The sequence below is a fragment of the Streptomyces spinoverrucosus genome (genome assembly GCF_006539505.1).
Taxonomy (GTDB): Bacteria; Actinomycetota; Actinomycetes; order Streptomycetales; family Streptomycetaceae; genus Streptomyces; species Streptomyces spinoverrucosus.
The window spans coordinates 78818-99083 of sequence record NZ_BJND01000021.1 but is presented as its reverse complement, the minus strand read 5'-3'; the positions used below and the strand labels follow the sequence as shown (position 1 = coordinate 99083).

Sequence of the window (20266 nt, the reverse complement as noted above, 5' to 3'; positions counted from 1 at the left end):
ACCACCCGAAAAGGCAGGTCAGCGGCTGCGTGCGTTCAGTGAGGCCAAATAGGCGTTGTACGCCTCGAGTTCCTTGTCGCCGTCGCGGTCGGCGGCCCGGTCCTTGCGCCGCGCCTGCCGCTGCTCGGAGGCATGCCACTGGAACAGCAGCGCGATAAGCACCAGAACCGACGGGATCTCACTGAACGCCCAGGCGATACCGCCGGCCGCGTTCTGGTCGGCGAGCGCGTCGATGCCGAGCGAGGCGGGCGGGTCGGCGTAGGTGTCGATCATCGGCGTCGACGCCATCATCAGCGCGATGCCGAAGAAGGCGTGGAACGGCATGCCCGCGAACAGCTCCAGCATCCGCATCAGATGGCCGGGCCGGTGCGGCCCCGGGTCCACGCCGATGATCGGCCAGAAGAACACCAGGCCCACGGCGAGGAAGTGCACCATCATCGCGATGTGCCCCGGCTTGGATCCCATCAGGAAGTCGAAGATCGGGCTGAAGTACAGCGCGTAGAGGCTGGCGATGAACAGCGGGATCGTGAACGCCGGGTGCGTGATGATCCGCATGTACCGGCTGTGCAGCAGCGCCAGCAGCAGCTCACGGGGACCCTTGTGGCCCCGGGCGGCGGGCGGCAGCGCGCGCAGCGCGAGCGTGATCGGGCCGCCGAGCAGGATCAGGATCGGCGACAGCATGCTGATCACCATGTGCTGCACCATGTGCACGCTGAACATGACCATGCCGTAGTCGTTCAGCTGGGTGCACATCATGAGCCCGATGGTCAGCACACCGGTGACGAAGGACACGGTCCGCCCGAGCGGCCACTTGTCCCCGCGCCGCCGCAGCCGGACGACACCCCACCCGTACAGCGCGAGCCCCAACAGACAGGCCACGAGAAAGAACGGCTCCGCCGACCACTGAAGCCCCCGCCCCAGCGTGAACGGCGGCAAGTCCATGGTCATGCCGTGCCCGCTGTGATCCATCCGACGGCTCCTGTTTCGTGGGGGTTGTGCGTTTACGTCCGCCCCAAGACTAGAACCGCGTCCGGTAACACTTGCGACCGGGGTGACTGCATGCCTTCAGGGGCGCGGGGAACTGCGCGACCAGCCCCCCACAACCCGCACCCGCCGGACGGCTAAAGCACACACTCCGCTTCGGCGTACCGAGACTCCGGCACAGTCTTCAGCGTCTCCACAGCCTCAGCCAAAGACACCATCACGATCTCGGTCCCCCGCAGAGCCGTCATCTTCCCGAACTCCCCCCGATGCGCCGCCTCCACCGCATGCCACCCGAACCGCGTAGCAAGCACCCGGTCATAAGCCGTAGGCGTACCACCCCGCTGCACATGCCCGAGAATGACCGGCCGCGCCTCTTTCCCGAGCCGGTTCTCCAGCTCGATGGACAGTTGCCGGGCGACCCCCGCGAACCTCTCGTGCCCGTAGATGTCCTTGCCGCCCTCGTCGAACGCCATCGTGCCGGGCCGCGGCTTCGCCCCCTCCGCCACGACGACGATCGCGAACCGCTTGCCCGCCTCGAACCGCTCCCCGACCTTCGCGGTCAGCTCCTCGATGTCGAAGGGCCGTTCGGGTACGACGATGGCGTGGGCGCCCGCCGCCATGCCCGAGTGCAGCGCGATCCACCCGGTGTGCCGACCCATGACCTCCACGATCAGCACCCGCTGATGCGACTCGGCGGTGGTCTTCAGCCGGTCCAGCGCCTCGGTCGCGACGGTCACGGCGGTGTCGAAGCCGAACGTCACGTCGGTCACGGCGATGTCGTTGTCGATGGTCTTCGGCACGCCCACGATGGGCAGCCCGCCGTCCGACAGCAGCCGGGCCGCCTTGAGCGTGCCCTCACCGCCGATCGGGATGATCGCGTCCAGGCCGAGCTCCTGGACATGCCCCTTGGCCCGCTCCACACCGTCCCGCAGATGCTCGGGACGGACCCGGGAGGAGCCGAGGATGGTGCCGCCGCGGGCCAGGATGCCGCCCACCGCGTCGAGGTCGAGCTTGAGGTAGTCGCACTCCAGGAGGCCTTTCCAGCCGTCGCGGAAACCGATGACCTCGTCGCCGTGGTCGACGACGGCGCGGTGCACGACGGACCGGATGACGGCGTTCAGACCGGGGCAGTCGCCGCCGGACGTGAGGACACCAATGCGCATAGCCCGAAATACCTTCTCGACGTGAGCCGGGACCGGACCACGCTGTCCGGCTCGATCCCCGCCACCCTAGCGGCACCGGGGGGCGGGACCGAACCGTGCGTCCGACTGCTGGACGACCCCGCTCACCTGTGCGGACGGTCCGTCAGACGGGCTCCTTGAGCGGCGCTGGGCAGCAGGTGAACGCGCCTTACGCGGGCTGCTGCTGCGCCGCCGCGATGCGCTCGTCGCGCAGCGCCTCGTACCAGCGGTCGTCGGTCGGCGGCAGCGCGTTGACGTCGAGCGCCAGCTTCAGCAGCAGGTCGGCGATCTGCGGGTTGCGGGCCAGCACCGGGCCGTGCATGTACGTGCCGAAGACGGTGTCGTTGTACGCGCCCTCGGTGCCGTCGCCCGTGCCGTTGCCGTTGCCGAACCGCACCTGCGCGAGCGGGCGGGCGGTGGGGCCGAGGTGGGTGACGCCCTGGTGGTTCTCGAAGCCGGTCAGCGGGGGCAGGCCCAGGCGCGGGTCGATGTCGCCCAGCACGTCACCGACGCACCGCGCGCCCTCGCCGCGCACGGACACCACGTCCAGCAGCCCGAGGCCGGGCTCGCGCTGGCCGAGGTCGTTGATGAACTCATGGCCGAGGATCTGGTAACCGGCGCACACGGAGAAGACGATCGCGCCGTTCCCCACGGCCCGGTGCAGCCCGCCGTCGCGGCGCAGCCGCTCGGCCGCGAGCCGCTGCGGGCGGTCCTCGCCGCCGCCGATCAGGTAGATGTCGCCGGAGGTCGGGATCGGCTGGTCGCTGCGCACGTCGAGCCGCGCCACGTCCAGGCCGCGCTGCCGGGCCCGGCGCTCCACGACGAGGACGTTGCCCTGGTCGCCGTATGTGCTGAGCAGGTCCGGGTAGATCCAGACGACCCGCAGTTGGTTGTCGCTCACGAAAGTCCCCTGAGTGCTTGTCAGTTGCCGACGCGGCGGCGCAGGTCCTGGAACGCGGTGTAGTTGGCGATGACCTCGATCCGGCCCGGCGGGGCCATCTGTACCGCCTGGTCGAGGTTCTCGCAGACCTGGAAGTGCTGGTTGGCGACCTCCAGCCGCACCGCGAGGTCCAGCTTGCGGTCGCCGATGACGAAGATCGGGTGGCCGGTCAGCCGCGTGTAGTCGACGTCCCACAGCCACGAGGTGTCCGTACCGTCGGCGGAGCGCGCGTTCACGGAAAGGATCACCGGCGTCGGCGGCGGGTCGATGAGGGAGAACGTCTCCAGCCAGCCGGCCGGGTTCTTGGCGAGCAGCAGCCGCAGGTCGCGCTGCATGAACTGCACCACGTCGTACCGTCCGGCCACGGCCTGCACCTGGTACATCCGCTCCAGGGCGACCTGCGGCGGCACCCCGAACACCGCGGCGACGGCGGCCGAGGAGGTGGCGTTGGCCTTGTTGGCGCGGCCCGGCAGCTGGAGGTGGATCGGCCAGGCGGAGCCGTGCGGGTCGAGCACATGGTCGCCGGACAGCGCCCAGCTCGGCGTGGGCCGGCGGAAACCGCACTCACCGCAGAACCAGTCGTCGCCGGGGCGCTGCATCACACCGCCGCAGGACGGGCAGGACCAGGCGTCGTCCTTCCACATCTGCCCGGCGGCGACCCAGATCACGTTGGGGGACGAGGACGCCGCCCACACCACCAGCGGGTCGTCCGCGTTGGCGACCACCACAGCCTTCGTTCCGGCGAGGCCCTCACGCCAGTTCTCGGCGAGCATCCGGGTCTCGGCGGCACGGTCGAGCTGGTCGCGGGAGAGGTTCAGCAGCGCGATGCACTTCGGGTCCGTGTCCCGGGCCACACCGGCGAGGTACTTCTCGTCCACCTCGATGACACCGAACTTGGCGTCCGAGCCCCCCGCCAACGCCGAGGTGATACCGGCGGGCATGTTGGCGCCGAGCGCGTTGGACACCACGGGACCCGCGGCGCGCAGCGCCTCGGCGATGAGCCGTGTGGTGGTGGTCTTGCCGTTGGTCGCCGACACCAGGATCACGTCCAGGTTCTGGGCGAGCCGGGCGAGAAGGTCGGGGTCGAGTTTGAGGGCCACCCGGCCACCGATCACCGAACCGCTGCCGCGCCCCGCGGCGCGCGATGCCGCTGCGACCGCCTTGCCCGCGGTCACGGCCAGCTTGGCCCGCGGCGTGAGCGGGTCCGAGTTGCCTGCCATCAGTTCTCGATCCTCCTTGCGTACGCGCCGCGCCGTAGCATCCGGCAACGTGGTGAGGCCTCAGCCTATCGAGATCCACTCACCTGCCCGAATCGCGGCCCGCGCCTGCGCGGCGAACGTGGACCGAAGGGAACCGTACCCTTGCGGTCATGCGACACGGCTCGATCCCGGGCGCCCACGGGCGCGTCCGGCCTCTCACCCTGCTCGGCGACCCCGCGTTGCGTGAGCCCTGCCGGGAGGTAACCGACTTCGGGAGTGGACTGGCGGATTTGGTGGAGGACTTGTTCGCGACGATGTACGCCGCGAACGGGGTCGGCCTGGCAGCCAACCAGATCGGCGAGCCGTTGCGGGTGTTCGTGTACGACTGCCCCGACGACGATGACGTACGTCACCTGGGCCATGTGGTCAACCCACGCTTGGTGGAGACGGACGGCGTGGTGATCCGCGGCCCGGAGGGCTGCCTGTCCCTGCCGGGCCTGGAGGCGGGGACGGAGCGCTACGACCACGCGGTGGTGGAGGGGTTCACGGTGACCGGGGAGCCGATCATCATCCATGGCACGGGCTTCTTCGCCCGCTGCCTGCAACACGAGTGCGACCACCTGGAGGGAAGGGTGTACGCGGACCGTGTGAAGGGCTGGCGCCACAGACGCCTGATGCGACAGGCGGCCCGAGCTTCTTGGCACAGGTGAGGATGCCAACCTAAGGGGCGCGGGGCTGTATCGATATGCGGCTCCGCCGCGCGGGCGCGAGCAACCACCCACAACCCGCAGACGGCACTCAACGGTCAGAACCCCGGACCCCCCATCCGATCCCCCGCAGCCGCAAGACGCCCCCACAGCAGATCAGCCAAACTCCGCACCAACTCGGCCCGAGAACACGGCCGTTCCCCCAGCCACCAGTCCCCGGCGGCATGCATCATCCCAACGATCCCATGCCCCCACACCCGAGCCAGCTGCTGACTCCCCGGCCCGAGATCCAACCGCTCCTCGATCACCTGGGCCAGCTCCTCACCCATCCGCCGCAACAACGGCGCCGAGTGCTTGCCCACATCGAACCCCTGATCCCCCGGCGACCCCTCCGCCGGATGCATCAGAAACCGATACACCTGAGGCCGCGCCTCGATCGCCGCGAGGTAGGTGTCCAGCGTGGCCTCCACCCGCTCACGCCGCTCCGCCGGAGCGTCCAGCGCGGCCCGCAGTGAGTCCAGCAGCGCGTCCGTGTGCCGCTTGGCCAGCGCCGCGTACAACCCGCCCTTGTCACCGAAGTGGCGATAAAGGATCGGCTTCGTGATGCCCGCCTCCGCGGCGATGGCGTTCATCGACGCCTGCGGACCATCCCGCAGCACCACCCTGTCGGCGGCCTCCAGCAGCTCGCGCCGTCGGCGGTCGGCGGACCGCTGCTGCTCGGTCCGCTGCGTGGTGTCCATGAGCTCTCCCCACCCGTGCTGAATCGGTGACGCCAGCGCAAACTAACACTCAACACGCCCCGTGCCTCGAACGGGCTGCCGAGGAGTCGTCGTCAGTTGACTTTTCCTACCCATGGGTAACAGACTGCCGTTACCGCAAGTAACATGCATTGTGCGCCGCTGGAGGGGACATGGCCGAGTTCACCATGGAGCTCAACGACGAACAGAAGGAGGTCCGGGACTGGCTGCACGGCTTCGCCGCCGATGTCATCCGCCCCGCGGCCGCCGAATGGGACGAGCGTGAGGAGACTCCCTGGCCGGTCATCCAGGAGGCCGCGAAGGTCGGCATCTACTCCCTCGATTTCTACGCGCAGCAGTACTTCGACCCCACCGGCCTCGGTATCCCGATGGCCATGGAGGAACTGTTCTGGGGCGACGCCGGTATCGCCCTGTCGATCGTCGGCACCGGCCTCGCGGCGGTGGGCGTGCTCGCCAACGGCACCGAGGAGCAGATCGGCACCTGGATCCCCCAGATGTACGGCGATGCGAGCGACGTCAAGGTCGCCGCGTTCTGCTCCTCCGAGCCCGACGCCGGGTCCGACGTGGCGTCCATGCGTACGCGTGCGGTGTACGACGAGGCCAAGGACGAGTGGGTCATCAACGGCACCAAGACCTGGGCGACCAACGGTGGCATCGCCAACGTCCATGTGGTCGTCGCGGTCGTCGACCCCGAGCTGGGCTCCAAGGGCCACGCCTCCTTCATCATCCCGCCGAACACGCCGGGGCTGTCCCAGGGCCAGAAGTTCAAGAAGCACGGCATCCGCGCCTCGCATACCGCCGAGGTCGTCCTCGACAACGTGCGTGTCCCCGGCTCCTGCCTGCTCGGCGGCAAGGAGAAGCTGGACGAGCGGCTGGCCCGCGCGAAGGCCTCCCGCGGGGAGCGGGTGAAGAACGCGGCGATGGCGACGTTCGAGGCGAGCCGCCCTGCGGTCGGCGCCATGGCGGTGGGCACCGCCCGGGCCGCGTATGAGGTTGCTCTCGACTATGCGATGACGCGTGAGCAGTTCGGGCGGCCGATCATCGACAACCAGGGCGTGGCGTTCCAGCTCGCCGACATGCGTACGTCCATCGATGCGGCGCGGCTGCTGGTGTGGCGGGCGTCCTGGATGGCGGTGAACGGCAAGCCGTTCACGGCCGCGGAGGGGTCGATGTCGAAGCTGTTCGCGAGTGAGACCGCGAAGAAGGTGACCGCGCAGGCCGTGCAGATTCTGGGGGGTAACGGGTACACCCGTGAGTACCCCGTGGAGCGGATGCACCGGGATGCCGCGATTTACACGATCTTCGAGGGGACCAGTGAGATTCAGCGGCTGGTGATTGCTCGGACGGTCTCTGGGATGTCCATTCGGTAGTACGCGGGCTGCGGGCCGTGGGGGCTGGTCGCGCAGTTCCCCGCGCCCCTGGGTGGGCATCCTCACCGGTGCTTCAAAGGTGTGAGTTGCTTGATGTCGTACCTTGCCCGGAGTTTTTCGATCGCCTCGTGATCCGGTGGGCCCCCGTCCCTCAGGATCTCCAGCAGTTCCTCGAAGTACCGCTCGTGATCCGGAGGCGGGGACGCCTGGAAGAACATCTTTGCCGGGGTCTCCGTCGGATTGGCGAACGCATGTGGGCAACCCGGCGGTATGACGATGACCGTGCCCGGTGTGGCACGGACCACTCGCCTTCCCGAACTCGACTCCCACTTCTGCCAGTTGTCGGGGGTCCGGACGCGGGGCTCGAAGGCGAGTACGTCCAGCTCGCCTTCGAGCACGTAGAACAACTCCTCGCTGCGGGTGTGCACATGGGCGCCGACGTCGAAGCCCGGGGGGACGACCACCTCGAAGGTGGACGCCATCCGTGAGTGCGTGCCGGTCACCTTGAACGTGACGTGCTGGGCCGGGGTCTCGACGACCCGGCCGTGGCCCGGCGGTACCAGCAGACCCTCGGTCGCGGTCATCGGGTGCTCACCAGGTCACGGGCAGGGCCTCGGGCCCGCGGATCAACGCGCCCTTCCTGAAGGGCACTTCCTCCGGCGGCACCGCCAGCCGCAGGCCCGGCACCTGGTCCAGCAGGGCGTCCACCAGCAGCTCGGACTCCAGCTTCGCCAGCATGCCGCCCACGCAGTAGTGGGGTCCGAAGCCGAACGCCGCATGCGGGTTGGGGTTGCGGGAGAAGTCGATCGTCTCGGGGTCGGGGAAGACGTCCGGGTCCCGGTTGGCCGCGAGATACGACACGTAGATCGCGTCGCCCGCGCGGATGAGGTGGCCTTTGATGTGTACGTCCTCCGTGGCGATGCGGGACAGGCCGACGGCGTTGCGGTGCGGGATCCAGCGCAGCAGTTCGTCGATGGCCTGGGGGCGGATGGCCGGGTCGGCGCGCAGTCGCTCGGCGAGGTCCGGCCGGGTGAGCAGGAGGTAGAACATCTGCCCGCTGTTGTTGGTGACCGCCTCGCCGCCGATCTGGATCAGAACGGCGAGGCCGACGGCCTCCTCCAGCGTGATCTCGCCCCGGCCCACGGCGGCGCCGAGCAGGGAGGTGACGTCCTCGGCCGTGCTGTTCTCCCTGAGGCCGATGAGATCGGAGAAGTAGGCACTCATCTCCTTCTTGGCCCGCTCGCTGACGTCCGCGCCCTGCGACGAGGACAGGATCAGCTGCGTCCAGACGTGCATGTTGTGCCGGTCGGCGGCCGGGACGCCCATCAGCTCGCAGATCACCGCGATGGGGAACGGGCTGAGCACGGTCGCCGTGAGGTCGGCGGGCGGGCCGTCCTGGAGCAGTTCGTCCACCAGCTCGTCGAGCATCTGCCGGGATCTCTCCCGGACCCGCTCCACGCCCCGCGCCGTGAACGCGGCGGCCACCGAGCGGCGCAGCCGAGTGTGGTCCGGCGGATCCAGGAAGCCGACCGCGCCACGGGCCGGGATGAAGTGCGGGGCGAGCCGGGTGACCGGCCGGTCCATGACCGCCTCGCGGCTGAACCGGGGGTCGTTGGCCACCATCCGTACGTCGTCGTAGCGGGTGACGAGCCAGGCCCAGCCCTCGCCGTTGGGCAGCTGGATCCGGGTGACCGGGCCGTCGTCCATCAGGTCGCGCAGGACCGGATCGAAGTCCACTCCTGTCAGGTCCAGCGATGGCCACTGCCGCACGGGTGGCGGCGCGGTCCCCGTGGTCATGGCGTCGCTCATGCCGCACCCGACGTGCGGTGGCGCGGTCGCGATGATCGTGTCCTCGCTCATGTCACGCCGCCTCGTCGATCTGCCAGCGGCCCACGGACATCTCCGCGGTGATGCCGGGTCCGAACCCGGCGAGCAGCCCGCGCGCCTGGTGCTCCTCACCGCCCTCGTCGAACAGCCTGCGCAGCGCGTCCAGGACGACGGCGCTGGCGATGTTGCCGTACTCGGTGAGGGTGGCCCGGCTGAACCGGAAGGCGTGCGGGTCGACCTGCAGGAACTTGCTGAGGTCGTCGAGGATGCGGGGTCCTCCGGCGTGGATGATGTAGAAGTCCAGGTCGGAGGCGTCCCAGCCGTGGGCGCCCGCCAGCTCGTGCAGCGCCGGCGCGAGCGGCTCCATGGTGCCGGGCACCCGCTTGTCCAGCAGGAAGTGGAATCCGGTGGCCCGGACGTCGTACGAGATCCAGTCCTCGGTCTTGGGGATCAGGTACGAGCCGTTGCGCTCCAGCTTCACTCCGGTGCCGCCGCTGCCGCGGACCACGGCGGCGGCGATACCGTCCCCGAACAGGCCGTTGGACAGCAGCGATCCGACGCCGATGTCGGTGGGCTGGTAGCACAGCGAGCAGAACTCGCAGGCCACGATCAGCACATTGCCGTCGGGGTAGGCCATGCAGAAGTCATGGGCCCGGTTGATCGCCGCGCCGCCGGCCGCACAGCCCAGCTGGGCGATGGGTATCTGACGGGTGTTGCTGGAGAAGTCCATCTCGTTGATCAGCCAGGCCGTGAGCGAGGGCATCATGAAGCCCGTGCACGACACATAGATGATCACGTCGATGTCGCTGGTGAGGAGTTCCGCGTCGTCGAGCGCCCGTTGTACGACCGCCGGGACGCGGGCCTTGGCCTCGGCCTCGTAGATCTTGTTGCGGGTCTCGAACCCGGGGTGCTTGAGGGTCTCCTCGATGGGCTGCACGATGTGCCGCGTGCGCACGCCGGTGTTCTCGATCAGCCGGAGGGCCAGCGGAAGTTGGGGATGGTCCGCGTGGCGGGAGCGTGCCAGCTCCAGCGTCTCTTCCATCGTGATCACGTGTTCTGGAACGGACACCGAGGGTCTGCACAAAGTCGCCATGAACCGTGCCTGCTTTCGCCGTCCGGAAGGCTCTGGGCCCCGGTCAGAAGGTGGTTCACCTCCGAGGAGGTGTAAACCCACGATCACCCGAGAGGCCCGCGATCTCTCGCCGGATTACTCCGTACAGGCGACAACGACTTTTGGGCGCCGGACCACCGCAGGCCGCTGACCTCGACTGACTTCTACGAACCGGCCCCGCTGCTGTGCGCGATGCACGCCACGTCGATCCGGTCGGCCAACTTGGCCAGCTCAATGGTCAGCGCGGCGACCGTGTCCTCGTCGAGCCCCTCCTGCCCGGCCTCGACGAGACGCAGCCACCTCCCGCCCACCGTGCGGAGCAGCTTGCTCACGTCGGCCGCGGCCACCTGCAAGGTACCGCGGTCGTCGACGATCAGAGGCAGAGTCACTTCGCGGTTCACAAAGGGGATCGTAGCCCCGGAACCCTCACGCTCCGTGCCATACGGTCGTGATGTTGCAGAACTCGCGGATTCCGTGCCCGGACAGCTCACGCCCGTACCCGGACCGCTTCACACCCCCGAACGGGAACGCCGGGTGCGAGGCGGTCATCCCGTTGACGTACACACCGCCCGCCTCCAGGTCCCGTACGAACCGGTCGACATCCGCCTCCTCGCGGGTCCAGACGTTGGAACTCAGCCCGAACGGCGAGTCGTTGGCGATCAGCACCGCCTCGTCCAGGTCACCCGCCCGGTACAGCGTGGCGACCGGTCCGAACGCCTCCTCGCGGTGGATGCGCATCTCGCGGGTGATCCCGGCTAGGATCGTCGGCGGGTAGTACCAGCCGTCGCCCTCGGGCCGCTGCCCGCCGCACAGCACCGTCGCGCCGCTGCGCTTCGCGTCGTCCACCAGCTCCTCCAGGTCGGCCCGGCCCCGCTCGCTGGACAGCGGCCCGACCTCCGTCTCCTCGTCCATCGGGTCGCCGATCTTCAACGCCTTCATGCCCTGGACGAAACGCTCGGCGAAGGCGTCGTAGACGTCGGTGTGGACGATGAACCGCTTGGCGGCGATGCACGACTGGCCCGTGTTCTGCACCCGCGCCGTCACCGCGACCTGTGCGGCCCGGTCGAGGTCCGCCGACGGCATCACGATGTACGGATCGCTGCCGCCCAGCTCCAGCACCGTCTTCTTGACCATCTCCCCGGCGGTGGAGGCGACCGCGCGCCCGGCGGGCTCGCTGCCGGTCAGGGTCGCCGCCTTGACGCGTTCGTCGCGCAGGATGTCGTCGACCGCGGCGGAGCCGATGAGCAGGGTCTGGAAGCAGCCCTCGGTGAAGCCCGCCCGGTGGAACAGGTCCTCCAGGTAGAGGGCGGTCTGGGGGACGTTCGAGGCGTGCTTGAGCAGACCGACATTGCCCGCCATCAGCGCCGGCGCCGCGAAGCGGATCACCTGCCACAGGGGGAAGTTCCACGGCATCACCGCGAGGATCGGGCCGATCGGCCGGTAGCGGACCCGGACCCGGGAGGCGCCGGAGTCCTCGACGTCGGCTTCGGCGGGCTCCTCGTCGGCGAGGAGGCGCTCGGCGTTGGCGGCGTACCAGCGCATCGCCTTGGCGCACTTCGCGGCCTCCGCGCGCGCCTGTTTGATCGGCTTGCCCATCTCGGTGGTCAGCACGCGGGCGATGTCCTGCTGGTCCTCGTCGAGGAGGTCCGCGGCCCGGTTCAGCAACCGCGCGCGATCGGCGAAGCCGCTCTCCCGGTACGTGCGGAACGTGGCCTCGGCGAGCTGGAGCCGGCGCTCGATCTCCTCGGCGCCCATGGCCTCGTACGTCTTGATCGTCTCGCCGTTCGCCGGGTTCACCGTTGCGATGGGCATGGCTGACCTCCTGGGGAGCGACTGTGCTTCGACCTTCCCGCGCCGCGGTGGGGGCCGCAACGCGTGCGGGCCTCTTCAGGCCGAGTGCTCCGCCAGCCGGTCGAGAAACGCGGACTGCGCCTTGACGATCACCTCGCGGGCCCGGTCCAGGCCGAACCACGCCACGCGGTCCAGCTCCGGGAACTCCTGGGTGCGTCCCGACTTCGGCGGCCACTCCAGGGTGAAGGTGCCGGGGTTGATGGAGCCGGGGTCGAGGTCCGCCTCGACCGCCCACGCCGTGACGATCTTGCCGCCGGTCTGCCGGACCTCGCCGAGCGGCACGGCCTCGCCGTCCGGCGGCGGCAGCCCGAGTTCCTCCCGGAACTCCCGGCGGGCCGCCTCCCAGGCGGGCTCCGCGGGGTCGTACTCGCCCTTCGGCACGGTCCACGCGCCCGCGTCCCGCCGGGCGAAGAACGGTCCGCCCATGTGGCCCAGCAGCACCTCCAGACCGCCGTCGGTGTGCCGGAACAGCAGCAGGCCCGCGCTGTGCCTGCCCCTCACGGCCTGACCTCCGGGTGTGCGGCCAGCAGCGTCTCGACGGTGTCGGCCTCCTCCGGGCGCTTGTCCTCTCGGTAGCGGAGCACGCGGGCGAAGCGGAGGGCGACGCCCGCCGGATAGCGGGTCGACTTCTGCAGACCGTCGTAGGCGATCTCCACGACGAGTTCGGGTCGTACGGTCACCACATAGCCGTCGGACTCGACGGCCAGCTCCTGGAGCCGCTCCGTCTGCCAGGCCAGTATCGCGTCGGTCATGCCCTTGAACGTCTTGCCGAGCATCGCGAAGCCGCCGTCGGCCGTGCGGGCGCCGAGGTGGAGGTTGGAGAGCTTGCCGGTGCGGCGGCCGTGGCCCCACTCGGCGGCCAGGACCACCAGGTCGAGGGTGTGCACGGGCTTGACCTTCAACCAGGCGGCGCCGCGCCGCCCCGCACTGTAGGGCGCGTCGAGCGCCTTGACCACGACGCCCTCGTGGCCGCGTTCGAGGGTCTCGGCGAGGAAGGTCTCGGCCGCGGGCACGTCGTCGGGGCCGGACACCACGGTCCGCCGCACCCGCATCGGCTCGGGCACCAGCCGGGCCAGTTCCGCGTGCCGCTCGGCGAACGGCAGGTCGAGCAGATCGCGGCCGTCGACGGACAGCGCGTCGAAGAAGACGGGGGAGACCGGGACCGCCCGGGCGGCCGTGGCCACGTCCACCCGGGAGCCGACCCGGCCGGCGGTCTCTTGGAACGAGCGCGGCCGCCCGCGCTCGTCGAAGGCGATCACCTCGCCGTCCAGCACGAACCGCTCGCCGCGCAGCCGAAGCGCGGCCGAGGTCAGCTCGGGCAGCCGGTCGGTGATGTCGTCGAGGGTGCGGGTGTAGAGACGTACGTCGTCGCCGTCGCGGTGGACCTGGACGCGGATGCCGTCCAGCTTCTCCTCCACCGCGCAGGCGCCCAGCTTCTCGACCGCCTCCGTCACCGAAGACGCGGTGTGCGCCAGCATCGGCAGCACCGGGCGGCCGACGGTGAGGCGGAAGCGGTCCAGGGCCTGCGGGCCGTCGGCGAGCAGCGCCTGCGCCACGGTCTGCAACGAACCCGCCAGCATCACCGCCCGCCGCACGTCCGGGCCCGCCGCCCCGGTCGCCTGCGCCAGCCCCTCGACGGCGAGCGCGTCCAGCGCGCCCTGCCGGACCTCGCCCGTGATCAGGCCGATCAGGAAACGCTGCTCGCCCTCGGTGGCCGCGCCCATCAACTCCCCGACCAGCCGGGCCCGCTCGGCCTGCGAACCGGTGCCCGTGACCTTGCCGATCGCGGTGAGGCGGGCGTCCACCTCGCGCACGGTCAGGGTCGGCTCGGCGGCCGGGTCGACCCGGCGGCCGAGCACCTTCCAGCCGATGCCGAGCCGGCCCTGCGGCAGTCGCCCCGCGAGATACGGGATGACGATCGGCACGTCGTCCGGCTCCGCGAACCGGAACAACTCGGCGAGCAGGGCGATCTTGCGGGACCGCGCCGAGGTGGCGGCGACCTCCCGGGACACGTCGGCGAGCCGGGTCAGCAGCATGCAGTCATGGTGCACCGGGGAGGCGGGGCCTACACCTGGACGGCCGCGTCGAGATCGGACATCAGCAGCTCCCCGTTGATCGTGGCGCCCGCGCGGTAGCCGCCGCTCGCCGCGTTCACCACCTGCTCGGAGAAGCCGACGGCGTTGCCCGCGGCCCACACGCCCGGCACGCTCGTCAGGCCGGTCGCGTCCACCACGGCATACGCGCCGAACGGCGTCTCGTTCAGCTCGGCGCCCAGCCGCTCCAGCAGGCCGGTCTGCGGGACGGCGCGGGGCGCAGTGAACAGCACCTCCCGCTCGTGGACCGTGCCGTCCGCGAGCCGGACCCCGGTGAGCCGGTCGTCCTCGACCACCACGCCCGCGACCTCGCCCGGCACGACCTTGACCCCGGCCGCGGCGAGCCGGCGCAGGTCGTCGTCGGACAGGTCGTCCTCGGCGACCTCGTGCAGGAAGAACGTCACGTCCTTGGACCACTGGGTGACGATCAGTGCCTGGTGCACGCTCATCGGGCTGGTGGCGAGCACGCCGAAGGCTTGGTCGCGGACCTCCCAGCCATGGCAGTACGGGCAGTGCAGCACATCCCGGCCGAACCGCTCCGCGACTCCCGGCACCGCCGGCAGCTCGTCCTTGAGGCCGGTGGTGATGACGAGCCGTCGGGCGTGCACGTGCCGTCCACTCGCCAGCGCGACCGCGAAGTCCCTGCCGCGCGTGACGTCCACCGCCCGGTCCCGGACCAGCTCCACGCCGTACTGCGCGATCTCCTCGCGGCCGATCGCCAGGAACTCGGCGGGCGGCATGCCGTCCCGCGACAGATAGCCCTGCATGTGCGCGGCGGGCGCGTTGCGCGGCTCGCCCGCGTCGATCACCAGCGTGCGGCGCCGGGCGCGGCCCAGTACGAGGGCGGCGGACAGGCCCGCCGTGCCGCCGCCGATCACGATCACTTCGTATGTCTCGGTCATACCGACACGGTCGCCTGCGGATACGGGATTGACAAACGTCTTTGCCGATTCTGCAATACGAGCATGAGTACCGAAGACGTTCTCGCGGATGTGGGCCCCCGGCTGCGGCGGATCCGGAAGGAGCGGGAGGTGACGCTCGCGGCACTGTCCGAGTCGACCGGGATCTCGGTGAGCACCCTGTCCCGGCTGGAGTCGGGGCTGCGCAAGCCCAGCCTGGAGCTGCTGCTGCCGATCGCGCAGGCCCACCAGGTGCCGTTGGACGAGCTGGTCGGGGCGCCGCCGGTGAGCGATCCGCGGGTGCGGAGCAAGCCGATCGTGCGGCACGGCCGCACCTATCTGCCGCTCACCCGTCAACCCGGCGGGCTCCAGGCCTACAAGATCATCGTGCCGCAGCAGCAGGTCGAGCCGACGCCGCGGACGCACGAGGGTTACGAGTGGCTGTATGTGCTGTCCGGGAAGCTGCGCGTGGTGCTCGGTGAGCACGACGTGGTGCTGGCCGCGGGGGAGGCGGCCGAGTTCGACACGCGGGTGCCGCACTGGTTCGGGTCGACGGGGGAGGGGCCGGTGGAGTTCCTCAGCCTGTTCGGGCCGCAGGGGGAGCGGATGCATGTGCGGGCGCGGCCGAAGCAAGCGTGACGTATCTGACTGTTCCCTACGCGGCAAGCGACCGCTTAGTATGCGAGGCGACCCGGTCAGACGACGCAGTCCCCCGTGGAGGCCCCGCATGCAGGCATGGCAGGTGCACGAGAACGGCGAGCCGAGCGAGGTGATGCGCCTGAATGAGGTGGCGGCGCCGACGCCCGGCGACGGCCAGGTGCTGCTGAAGGTGCGGGCCGCGAACATCAACTTCCCGGACGCCCTGCTGTGCCGGGGTCAGTACCAGGTCCGGCCGCCGCTGCCCTTCACGCCCGGCGTGGAGATCTGCGGCGAGACGGAGGACGGCCGCCGTGTGATCGCCAACCCGGCGCTGCCGTACGGCGGTTTCGCCGAGTACGCCGTCGCGGACGCCGCCGCCCTGCTCCCCGCGCCCGACGCCCTGGACGACGCCGAGGCCGCCGCCCTGCACATCGGCTACCAGACCGGCTGGTTCGGCCTGCACCGGCGGGCCCGGCTGGAGGCCGGCGAGACGCTGCTCGTGCACGCCGCCGCCGGAGGGGTCGGCAGCGCGGCCGTGCAGCTCGGCAAGGCGGCCGGCGCCACGGTTATCGGCGTCGTGGGCGGCGCGCAGAAGGCCGCCGTCGCGCGTGAGCTGGGCTGCGACGTCGTGATCGACCGGCGTGCCACCGATGTCGTCGCGGCGGTGAAGGAGGCCACCGGCGGCCGGGGCGCCGACGTGATCTACGACCCCGTGGGTGGCGAGGCGTACACCCAGTCCGCCAAGACGGTCGCCTTCGAGGGCCGGATCGTGGTCGTCGGCTTCGCGAGCGGCACGATCCCGAGCCCCGCGCTCAACCACGCCCTCGTCAAGAACTACTCGATCCTCGGCCTGCACTGGGGCCTGTACAACACCAAGAACCCCAAGCTGGTCCAGCACTGCCACGAGCAGCTCACCGACCTGGCCGCACGCGGCGCGATCAAGCCGTTGGTGAGCGAGCGGGTGCCGCTGAGCGGTGCCGCGACGGCCGTGCAGAAGGTGGCGGACGGCCTCACCACCGGCCGGATCGCCGTTGTCGTGGAGGAGGCAGCATGACCGACGCCACTGAACTGCGCCGCCGCACGCAGGAGTTGCTGGCCGCGTATCCGCCCGCGTCCACGGACCGGCTAGACTTCCTCAGGGCCCGTTTCGACGCCGGGCTCGCCTGGGTGCACTACCCCGAGGGGCTCGGCGGTCTCGGTGCCCCGCGCTCGCTCCAGGCCGTCGTGGACGCCGAGCTGGAGGCGGCGGGCGCCCCGGACAACGACCCGCGGCGGATCGGCATCGGCCTGGGCATGGCCGCGCCGACGATCCTGCGCTACGGCACCGAGGAGCAGAAGCAGCGCTATCTGCGGCCGCTGTGGGTGGGGGAGGAGGTCTGGTGCCAGCTGTTCAGCGAGCCCGGCGCCGGGTCCGACCTGGCCGCGCTGGGCACCCGGGCGGTCCGGGAAGGCGACGACTGGATCGTCAACGGGCAGAAGGTCTGGACGTCCAGCGCGCATCTCGCCCGCTGGGCCATCCTCATCGCCCGCACCGACCCGGACGTGCCCAAGCACCAGGGCATCACGTACTTCCTCTGCGACATGACCGACCCCGGCGTCGAGGTCCGGCCACTGCGCCAGATCACCGGCGAGGCCGAGTTCAACGAGGTGTTCCTGACCGACGTCCGGATCCCCGACGCGCGCCGCCTCGGTGAGGTCGGCGACGGCTGGCGGGTCGCGCAGACCACGCTGAACAACGAGCGCGTCGCCATCGGCGGCATGCGACTGCCCCGCGAGGGCGGCATGATCGGCCCGGTCTCCAAGACCTGGCGCGAACGCCCCGAACTGCGCACCCACGACCTCCACCAGCGGCTCCTCAAGCTCTGGGTCGAGGCCGAGGTCGCCCGGCTCACCGGCGAACGGCTGCGCCAGCAGCTCGTCGCGGGCCAGCCCGGCCCCGAGGGCGCCGGCATGAAGCTCGCCTTCGCCCGCCTCAACCAGGAGATCAGCGGCCTGGAGGTCGAACTCCTGGGCGAAGAAGGGCTCCTGTACGACGACTGGACCATGCGGCGCCCCGAGCTCGTGGACTTCACCGGCCGTGACGCCGGCTACCGCTACCTGCGCTCCAAGGGCAACAGCATCGAGGGCGGGACCAGCGAGATCCTGCTGAACATCGTCGCCGAACGCGTCCTCGGACTGCCCGCCGAGCCGCGCACCGACAAGGACGTCGCCTGGAAGGACCTCGCCCGATGACAGATCTTCTCTACTCGGAGGAGGAAGAGGCCCTCCGCGCCGCCGTCCGGGACCTGCTCACCGACCACTGCGACGCGCCCGGTGTGATCGCCCGCAGCGAGTCCGACACCCCGCACGACCTTCAGCTGTGGAAGCTCCTCACCGACGGCATGGGCCTCGCCGGACTGCTGGTGCCCGAGGACCGGGGCGGACAGGGCGCGACGCACCGCGAAGTCGCCGTCGTCCTGGAGGAGCTGGGGCGGGCGGTCGCGCCGGTGCCGTATCTGACGAGCGCCGTCGTCGCCACCGAGGCGCTGCTGGCCTGCGACGGCTCCGGCGAGCTGCTCACCCGGCTGGCGTCGGGCCGGACCATCGGCGCCCTCGCCGTCCCGCTGCACCTCGCACCGGGCGCCGCCTTCCCCGTCGTACGACTCGAAGACGGAGTCCTGCACGGTGAGTTGACCGGCATCGCGGACGCGTCGGCCGCCGATGTGCTGCTCGTGCCCGCCGACGACGGCGGCTTGTACGCCGTGCAGGCCGACGCCGTGACGGTGGCGCCGCAGGTGTCGCTGGACCTGACCCGGCCCGTGGGGCGGGTGGTCCTCCAGGGTGCGGCGGGGCACCGGGTGGGCGAAGCCGAGCCCGCCGTACGACGGGCCCTGCGCGCGGCGGCCGGGCTGCTGGCGTCCGAGCAACTGGGCCTCGCCGACTGGTCGCTGACCGAGACCGTGCGCTATCTGAAGGAGCGCAAGCAGTTCAACCGGCCCGTCGGCGGGTTCCAGGCGCTCAAGCACCGGCTGGCCCAGCAGTGGCTGGAGATCGTCCACCTGCGGGCCGCCGCACGCGGCGCGGCGGACGCGCTGGCGACCGGCGAGGACGTGGACGTGTCGGTCGCGGTGGCCCAGGCGTATGCCGCGCCCGTCGCCGTGCGCACCGCCGAGGAGGCGCTGCAACTGCACGGCGGTATCGGGATGACCTGGGAACACCCGGCGCACCTGTATCTGAAGCGGGCCAAGGCGGACTCCATCGCGTACGGCACCGCGGGCGCCCACCGTGCCGCGCTGGCCGAACTGGTGGACCTTCAGGCCCCCTGACGTACACCGGGAAACGCGCGGCCGAAGCGCGCGATAACCCCGAGGAAAGCCCGTCCCACCTGGGGCGGGCTTTTCGGTGTGACTGCGCCGGTGAAGTGAACTCATGGCGGCGGTCCGGCCAACTCCCCCGCTCCCACCTGCCGGTTGGGCGGGTCGGAACCTCATACTCGCTGGGGTTCCAACCCGCCCACCAGGGAGGCAGAGCATGGCCCTCACCACCCGTCGCAGAGCCCTCACCACCCTTGGCGCCGCCCTCGCGGGCGCGGTCGCCCTGCCCGGCGCGAGCGCGCTGGCGGACGACCGCAAGCGCTCCCCGCGGCCGCTGTGGCGCGCCCACGCGCACAACGACTACGAGCACCCCCGGCCGCTCCTCGACGCCCTCGACCACCGCTTCGGCAGCGTCGAGGCCGACATCTACCTCGTCGGCGACCAGCTCCTCGTCGCCCACGACCCCGAGGACCTCGACCCGGCCCGCACCCTGGAGTCCCTCTACCTCGACACCCTCGCCGCCCGCGTGAAGGCCAACCGCGGCTCGGTGTACCGCGGCCACCGCGGGTCGCTCCAGCTGCTGATCGACATCAAGACCGAGGGCGCCTCGACCTACCTCGAACTCGACCGTCATCTGCGCCGCTACCGGCACCTGTTCACCACGTACGCCCACGGCAAGGTCTTCCCCGGACCGGTCACGGCCGTCATCTCCGGCGACCGTGCGGCGCGCGTGCCGATGGAGGCGCAGAAGGTGCGCCGCGCCTTCTACGACGGCCGGCTGGCCGACCTCGGCAGCTCGGCGCCCGCCTCGTTCGTCCCGCTGATCAGCGACAACTGGACGCTGAACTTCACCTGGCGGGGCGCGGGCGAGTTCCCGGCGGCCGAGCGGCAGAAGCTGCGGAGCATCATGCGGGCGGCGCACTCGCGCGGCCAGAAGGTGCGGTTCTGGGCCACGCCGGACGTGGCCGGGCCGGAACGGGACGCGCTGTGGACCGAGCTGCTCGCCGCGGACGTCGACTTCATCAACACCGACGACCTGCTCGGACTTGAGGCGTTCCTGGACGCCCACGAGCGGGCGTAGCTCTCGCACGTCCGTCGGTCCACGGACACCACACGTTCGGGGGACAGGTCAGCCGCCCGGAGCAACCCTCCGCTACGCCACACTTGCGGCCGAACGCCGCGAAGCGGACGTGGCGGAGGAGGTTGACGATGGCCATTTCCATCTCTGTGGTGCTGCTGCTGTTCATCCTGGCGGTGATCTTCGTGCGCAACGGGGGGCTCAAGCCCACGCACGCGATCGTCTGCCTGCTGCTCGGCTTCTATCTCGCGGGGTCGAGTATCGCCCCGACCATCCACAGCGGCCTCACGGCCACGGCCGACATGGTGAGCGGCCTGCGACCGTGAGGTCCGTGGG

Annotated in this window: 21 protein-coding genes; 8 read left to right on the top strand and 13 right to left on the bottom strand. The window is 70.6% G+C overall.

Translation table 11 applies throughout. The features are described from left to right. Positions 1 to 18: 18 nt before the first annotated feature. The 4 genes from SSP24_RS16090 to SSP24_RS16075 all read right to left on the bottom strand — a co-directional run bounded on the left by SSP24_RS16090 (position 19) and on the right by SSP24_RS16075 (position 4325). A complete protein-coding gene (locus SSP24_RS16090; protein ID WP_141310230.1) occupies positions 19 to 969 on the bottom strand; it encodes a cytochrome c oxidase assembly protein in 951 nt (316 codons plus the stop codon). Between the two features lie 152 nt (positions 970 to 1121). Continuing rightward, a complete protein-coding gene (locus tag SSP24_RS16085; protein ID WP_141310229.1) occupies positions 1122 to 2147 on the bottom strand; it encodes a 6-phosphofructokinase in 1026 nt (341 codons plus the stop codon). Positions 2148 to 2334: 187 nt separating this feature from the next. Beyond that, positions 2335 to 3066, bottom strand: a complete 732-nt coding sequence (locus tag SSP24_RS16080) for a type 1 glutamine amidotransferase (RefSeq protein ID WP_141310228.1) — start codon at positions 3064 to 3066, stop codon at positions 2335 to 2337. 20 nt (positions 3067 to 3086) lie between these two features. Further along, positions 3087 to 4325, bottom strand: coding sequence for a MurT ligase domain-containing protein (locus SSP24_RS16075; RefSeq protein WP_141310227.1), 1239 nt, complete (start codon positions 4323 to 4325; stop codon positions 3087 to 3089). A 149-nt stretch (positions 4326 to 4474) separates the two neighbouring features. On the opposite strand from SSP24_RS16075, the gene def reads away from it, so the two are divergent. Next, positions 4475 to 5014: a peptide deformylase gene (def, locus tag SSP24_RS16070; protein ID WP_141310226.1), complete on the top strand. Its 540-nt coding sequence runs from the start codon at positions 4475 to 4477 to the stop codon at positions 5012 to 5014. A 95-nt stretch (positions 5015 to 5109) separates the two neighbouring features. Here def and SSP24_RS16065 read toward each other — a convergent pair whose 3' ends face one another. Then, a complete protein-coding gene (locus SSP24_RS16065; RefSeq protein WP_141310225.1) occupies positions 5110 to 5751 on the bottom strand; it encodes a TetR/AcrR family transcriptional regulator in 642 nt (213 codons plus the stop codon). Positions 5752 to 5921: 170 nt separating this feature from the next. Here SSP24_RS16065 and SSP24_RS16060 point away from each other — a divergent pair, with 170 nt between their 5' ends. Beyond that, positions 5922 to 7139: an acyl-CoA dehydrogenase family protein gene (locus SSP24_RS16060; RefSeq protein WP_141310224.1), complete on the top strand. Its 1218-nt coding sequence runs from the start codon at positions 5922 to 5924 to the stop codon at positions 7137 to 7139. Positions 7140 to 7201: 62 nt separating this feature from the next. Here SSP24_RS16060 and SSP24_RS16055 read toward each other — a convergent pair whose 3' ends face one another. The 8 genes from SSP24_RS16055 to SSP24_RS16020 form a co-directional block, all read right to left on the bottom strand. Further along, complete coding sequence (locus tag SSP24_RS16055) at positions 7202 to 7723, bottom strand: cupin domain-containing protein (RefSeq protein ID WP_141310223.1); 522 nt, start codon at positions 7721 to 7723, stop codon at positions 7202 to 7204. 7 nt (positions 7724 to 7730) lie between these two features. Beyond that, a complete protein-coding gene (locus tag SSP24_RS16050) occupies positions 7731 to 8948 on the bottom strand; it encodes a cytochrome P450 (protein WP_174864658.1) in 1218 nt (405 codons plus the stop codon). A gap of 52 nt (positions 8949 to 9000) precedes the next feature. Then, on the bottom strand, positions 9001 to 10140 hold the full coding sequence (locus SSP24_RS16045) for a type III polyketide synthase (protein ID WP_268255092.1): 1140 nt from the start codon (positions 10138 to 10140) through the stop codon (positions 9001 to 9003). 101 nt (positions 10141 to 10241) lie between these two features. Then, the gene (locus tag SSP24_RS16040) at positions 10242 to 10478 is read right to left on the bottom strand and encodes a DUF6213 family protein (protein WP_141310221.1); all 237 of its coding nucleotides are present in this window, start codon (positions 10476 to 10478) and stop codon (positions 10242 to 10244) included. A 25-nt stretch (positions 10479 to 10503) separates the two neighbouring features. Continuing rightward, entirely contained in the window at positions 10504 to 11889 is a 1386-nt protein-coding gene (locus tag SSP24_RS16035) for an NADP-dependent succinic semialdehyde dehydrogenase (protein WP_141310220.1), read from the bottom strand. A 75-nt stretch (positions 11890 to 11964) separates the two neighbouring features. Then, positions 11965 to 12429 (bottom strand): NUDIX hydrolase, encoded by a 465-nt coding sequence (locus SSP24_RS16030; protein ID WP_141310219.1) that lies wholly within the window; start codon positions 12427 to 12429, stop codon positions 11965 to 11967. After that, positions 12426 to 13964, bottom strand: a complete 1539-nt coding sequence (locus tag SSP24_RS16025) for an ATP-dependent DNA ligase (RefSeq protein WP_141310218.1) — start codon at positions 13962 to 13964, stop codon at positions 12426 to 12428. Before SSP24_RS16025 ends, SSP24_RS16030 begins: the two co-directional genes overlap by 4 nt. Before the next feature lie 29 nt (positions 13965 to 13993). Beyond that, entirely contained in the window at positions 13994 to 14923 is a 930-nt protein-coding gene (locus SSP24_RS16020; RefSeq protein WP_141310217.1) for an NAD(P)/FAD-dependent oxidoreductase, read from the bottom strand. Between the two features lie 63 nt (positions 14924 to 14986). Between SSP24_RS16020 and SSP24_RS16015 the strand changes: the two genes are divergently transcribed. The 6 genes from SSP24_RS16015 to SSP24_RS15990 all read left to right on the top strand — a co-directional run bounded on the left by SSP24_RS16015 (position 14987) and on the right by SSP24_RS15990 (position 20256). After that, complete coding sequence (locus SSP24_RS16015) at positions 14987 to 15559, top strand: helix-turn-helix domain-containing protein (protein WP_141310216.1); 573 nt, start codon at positions 14987 to 14989, stop codon at positions 15557 to 15559. 88 nt (positions 15560 to 15647) lie between these two features. Beyond that, positions 15648 to 16613, top strand: a complete 966-nt coding sequence (locus tag SSP24_RS16010) for an NADPH:quinone oxidoreductase family protein (RefSeq protein WP_141310215.1) — start codon at positions 15648 to 15650, stop codon at positions 16611 to 16613. Next, positions 16610 to 17791 carry an acyl-CoA dehydrogenase family protein gene (locus tag SSP24_RS16005; RefSeq protein WP_141310214.1) on the top strand — a complete coding sequence of 394 codons (1182 nt, stop codon included), beginning with the start codon at positions 16610 to 16612 and terminating at the stop codon, positions 17789 to 17791. The genes SSP24_RS16010 and SSP24_RS16005 overlap by 4 nt, the downstream gene beginning before the upstream one ends. Then, a complete protein-coding gene (locus SSP24_RS16000; RefSeq protein ID WP_141310213.1) occupies positions 17788 to 18864 on the top strand; it encodes an acyl-CoA dehydrogenase family protein in 1077 nt (358 codons plus the stop codon). The genes SSP24_RS16005 and SSP24_RS16000 overlap by 4 nt, the downstream gene beginning before the upstream one ends. A 205-nt stretch (positions 18865 to 19069) precedes the next feature. Continuing rightward, complete coding sequence (locus SSP24_RS15995; protein WP_141310212.1) at positions 19070 to 19933, top strand: phosphatidylinositol-specific phospholipase C/glycerophosphodiester phosphodiesterase family protein; 864 nt, start codon at positions 19070 to 19072, stop codon at positions 19931 to 19933. Positions 19934 to 20061: 128 nt separating this feature from the next. After that, positions 20062 to 20256, top strand: coding sequence for a hypothetical protein (locus SSP24_RS15990; RefSeq protein ID WP_141310211.1), 195 nt, complete (start codon positions 20062 to 20064; stop codon positions 20254 to 20256). The last annotated feature ends 10 nt before the right edge of the window (positions 20257 to 20266 follow it).

What these genes read in the sequence shown, in the direction of transcription:
- SSP24_RS16090 (WP_141310230.1), bottom strand. Translation starts at nt 969, where the DNA reads ATGGATCACAGCGGGCACGGCATGACCATGGACTTGCCGCCGTTCACG.
- SSP24_RS16085 (WP_141310229.1), bottom strand. Translation starts at nt 2,147, where the DNA reads ATGCGCATTGGTGTCCTCACGTCCGGCGGCGACTGCCCCGGTCTGAAC.
- SSP24_RS16075 (WP_141310227.1), bottom strand. Translation starts at nt 4,325, where the DNA reads ATGGCAGGCAACTCGGACCCGCTCACGCCGCGGGCCAAGCTGGCCGTG.
- def (WP_141310226.1), top strand. Translation starts at nt 4,475, where the DNA reads ATGCGACACGGCTCGATCCCGGGCGCCCACGGGCGCGTCCGGCCTCTC.
- SSP24_RS16065 (WP_141310225.1), bottom strand. Translation starts at nt 5,751, where the DNA reads ATGGACACCACGCAGCGGACCGAGCAGCAGCGGTCCGCCGACCGCCGA.
- SSP24_RS16060 (WP_141310224.1), top strand. Translation starts at nt 5,922, where the DNA reads ATGGCCGAGTTCACCATGGAGCTCAACGACGAACAGAAGGAGGTCCGG.
- SSP24_RS16055 (WP_141310223.1), bottom strand. Translation starts at nt 7,723, where the DNA reads ATGACCGCGACCGAGGGTCTGCTGGTACCGCCGGGCCACGGCCGGGTC.
- SSP24_RS16050 (WP_174864658.1), bottom strand. Translation starts at nt 8,948, where the DNA reads ATGAGCGACGCCATGACCACGGGGACCGCGCCGCCACCCGTGCGGCAG.
- SSP24_RS16035 (WP_141310220.1), bottom strand. Translation starts at nt 11,889, where the DNA reads ATGCCCATCGCAACGGTGAACCCGGCGAACGGCGAGACGATCAAGACG.
- SSP24_RS16025 (WP_141310218.1), bottom strand. Translation starts at nt 13,964, where the DNA reads ATGCTGCTGACCCGGCTCGCCGACGTGTCCCGGGAGGTCGCCGCCACC.
- SSP24_RS16020 (WP_141310217.1), bottom strand. Translation starts at nt 14,923, where the DNA reads ATGACCGAGACATACGAAGTGATCGTGATCGGCGGCGGCACGGCGGGC.
- SSP24_RS16015 (WP_141310216.1), top strand. Translation starts at nt 14,987, where the DNA reads ATGAGTACCGAAGACGTTCTCGCGGATGTGGGCCCCCGGCTGCGGCGG.
- SSP24_RS16010 (WP_141310215.1), top strand. Translation starts at nt 15,648, where the DNA reads ATGCAGGCATGGCAGGTGCACGAGAACGGCGAGCCGAGCGAGGTGATG.
- SSP24_RS16005 (WP_141310214.1), top strand. Translation starts at nt 16,610, where the DNA reads ATGACCGACGCCACTGAACTGCGCCGCCGCACGCAGGAGTTGCTGGCC.
- SSP24_RS16000 (WP_141310213.1), top strand. Translation starts at nt 17,788, where the DNA reads ATGACAGATCTTCTCTACTCGGAGGAGGAAGAGGCCCTCCGCGCCGCC.
- SSP24_RS15995 (WP_141310212.1), top strand. Translation starts at nt 19,070, where the DNA reads ATGGCCCTCACCACCCGTCGCAGAGCCCTCACCACCCTTGGCGCCGCC.
- SSP24_RS15990 (WP_141310211.1), top strand. Translation starts at nt 20,062, where the DNA reads ATGGCCATTTCCATCTCTGTGGTGCTGCTGCTGTTCATCCTGGCGGTG.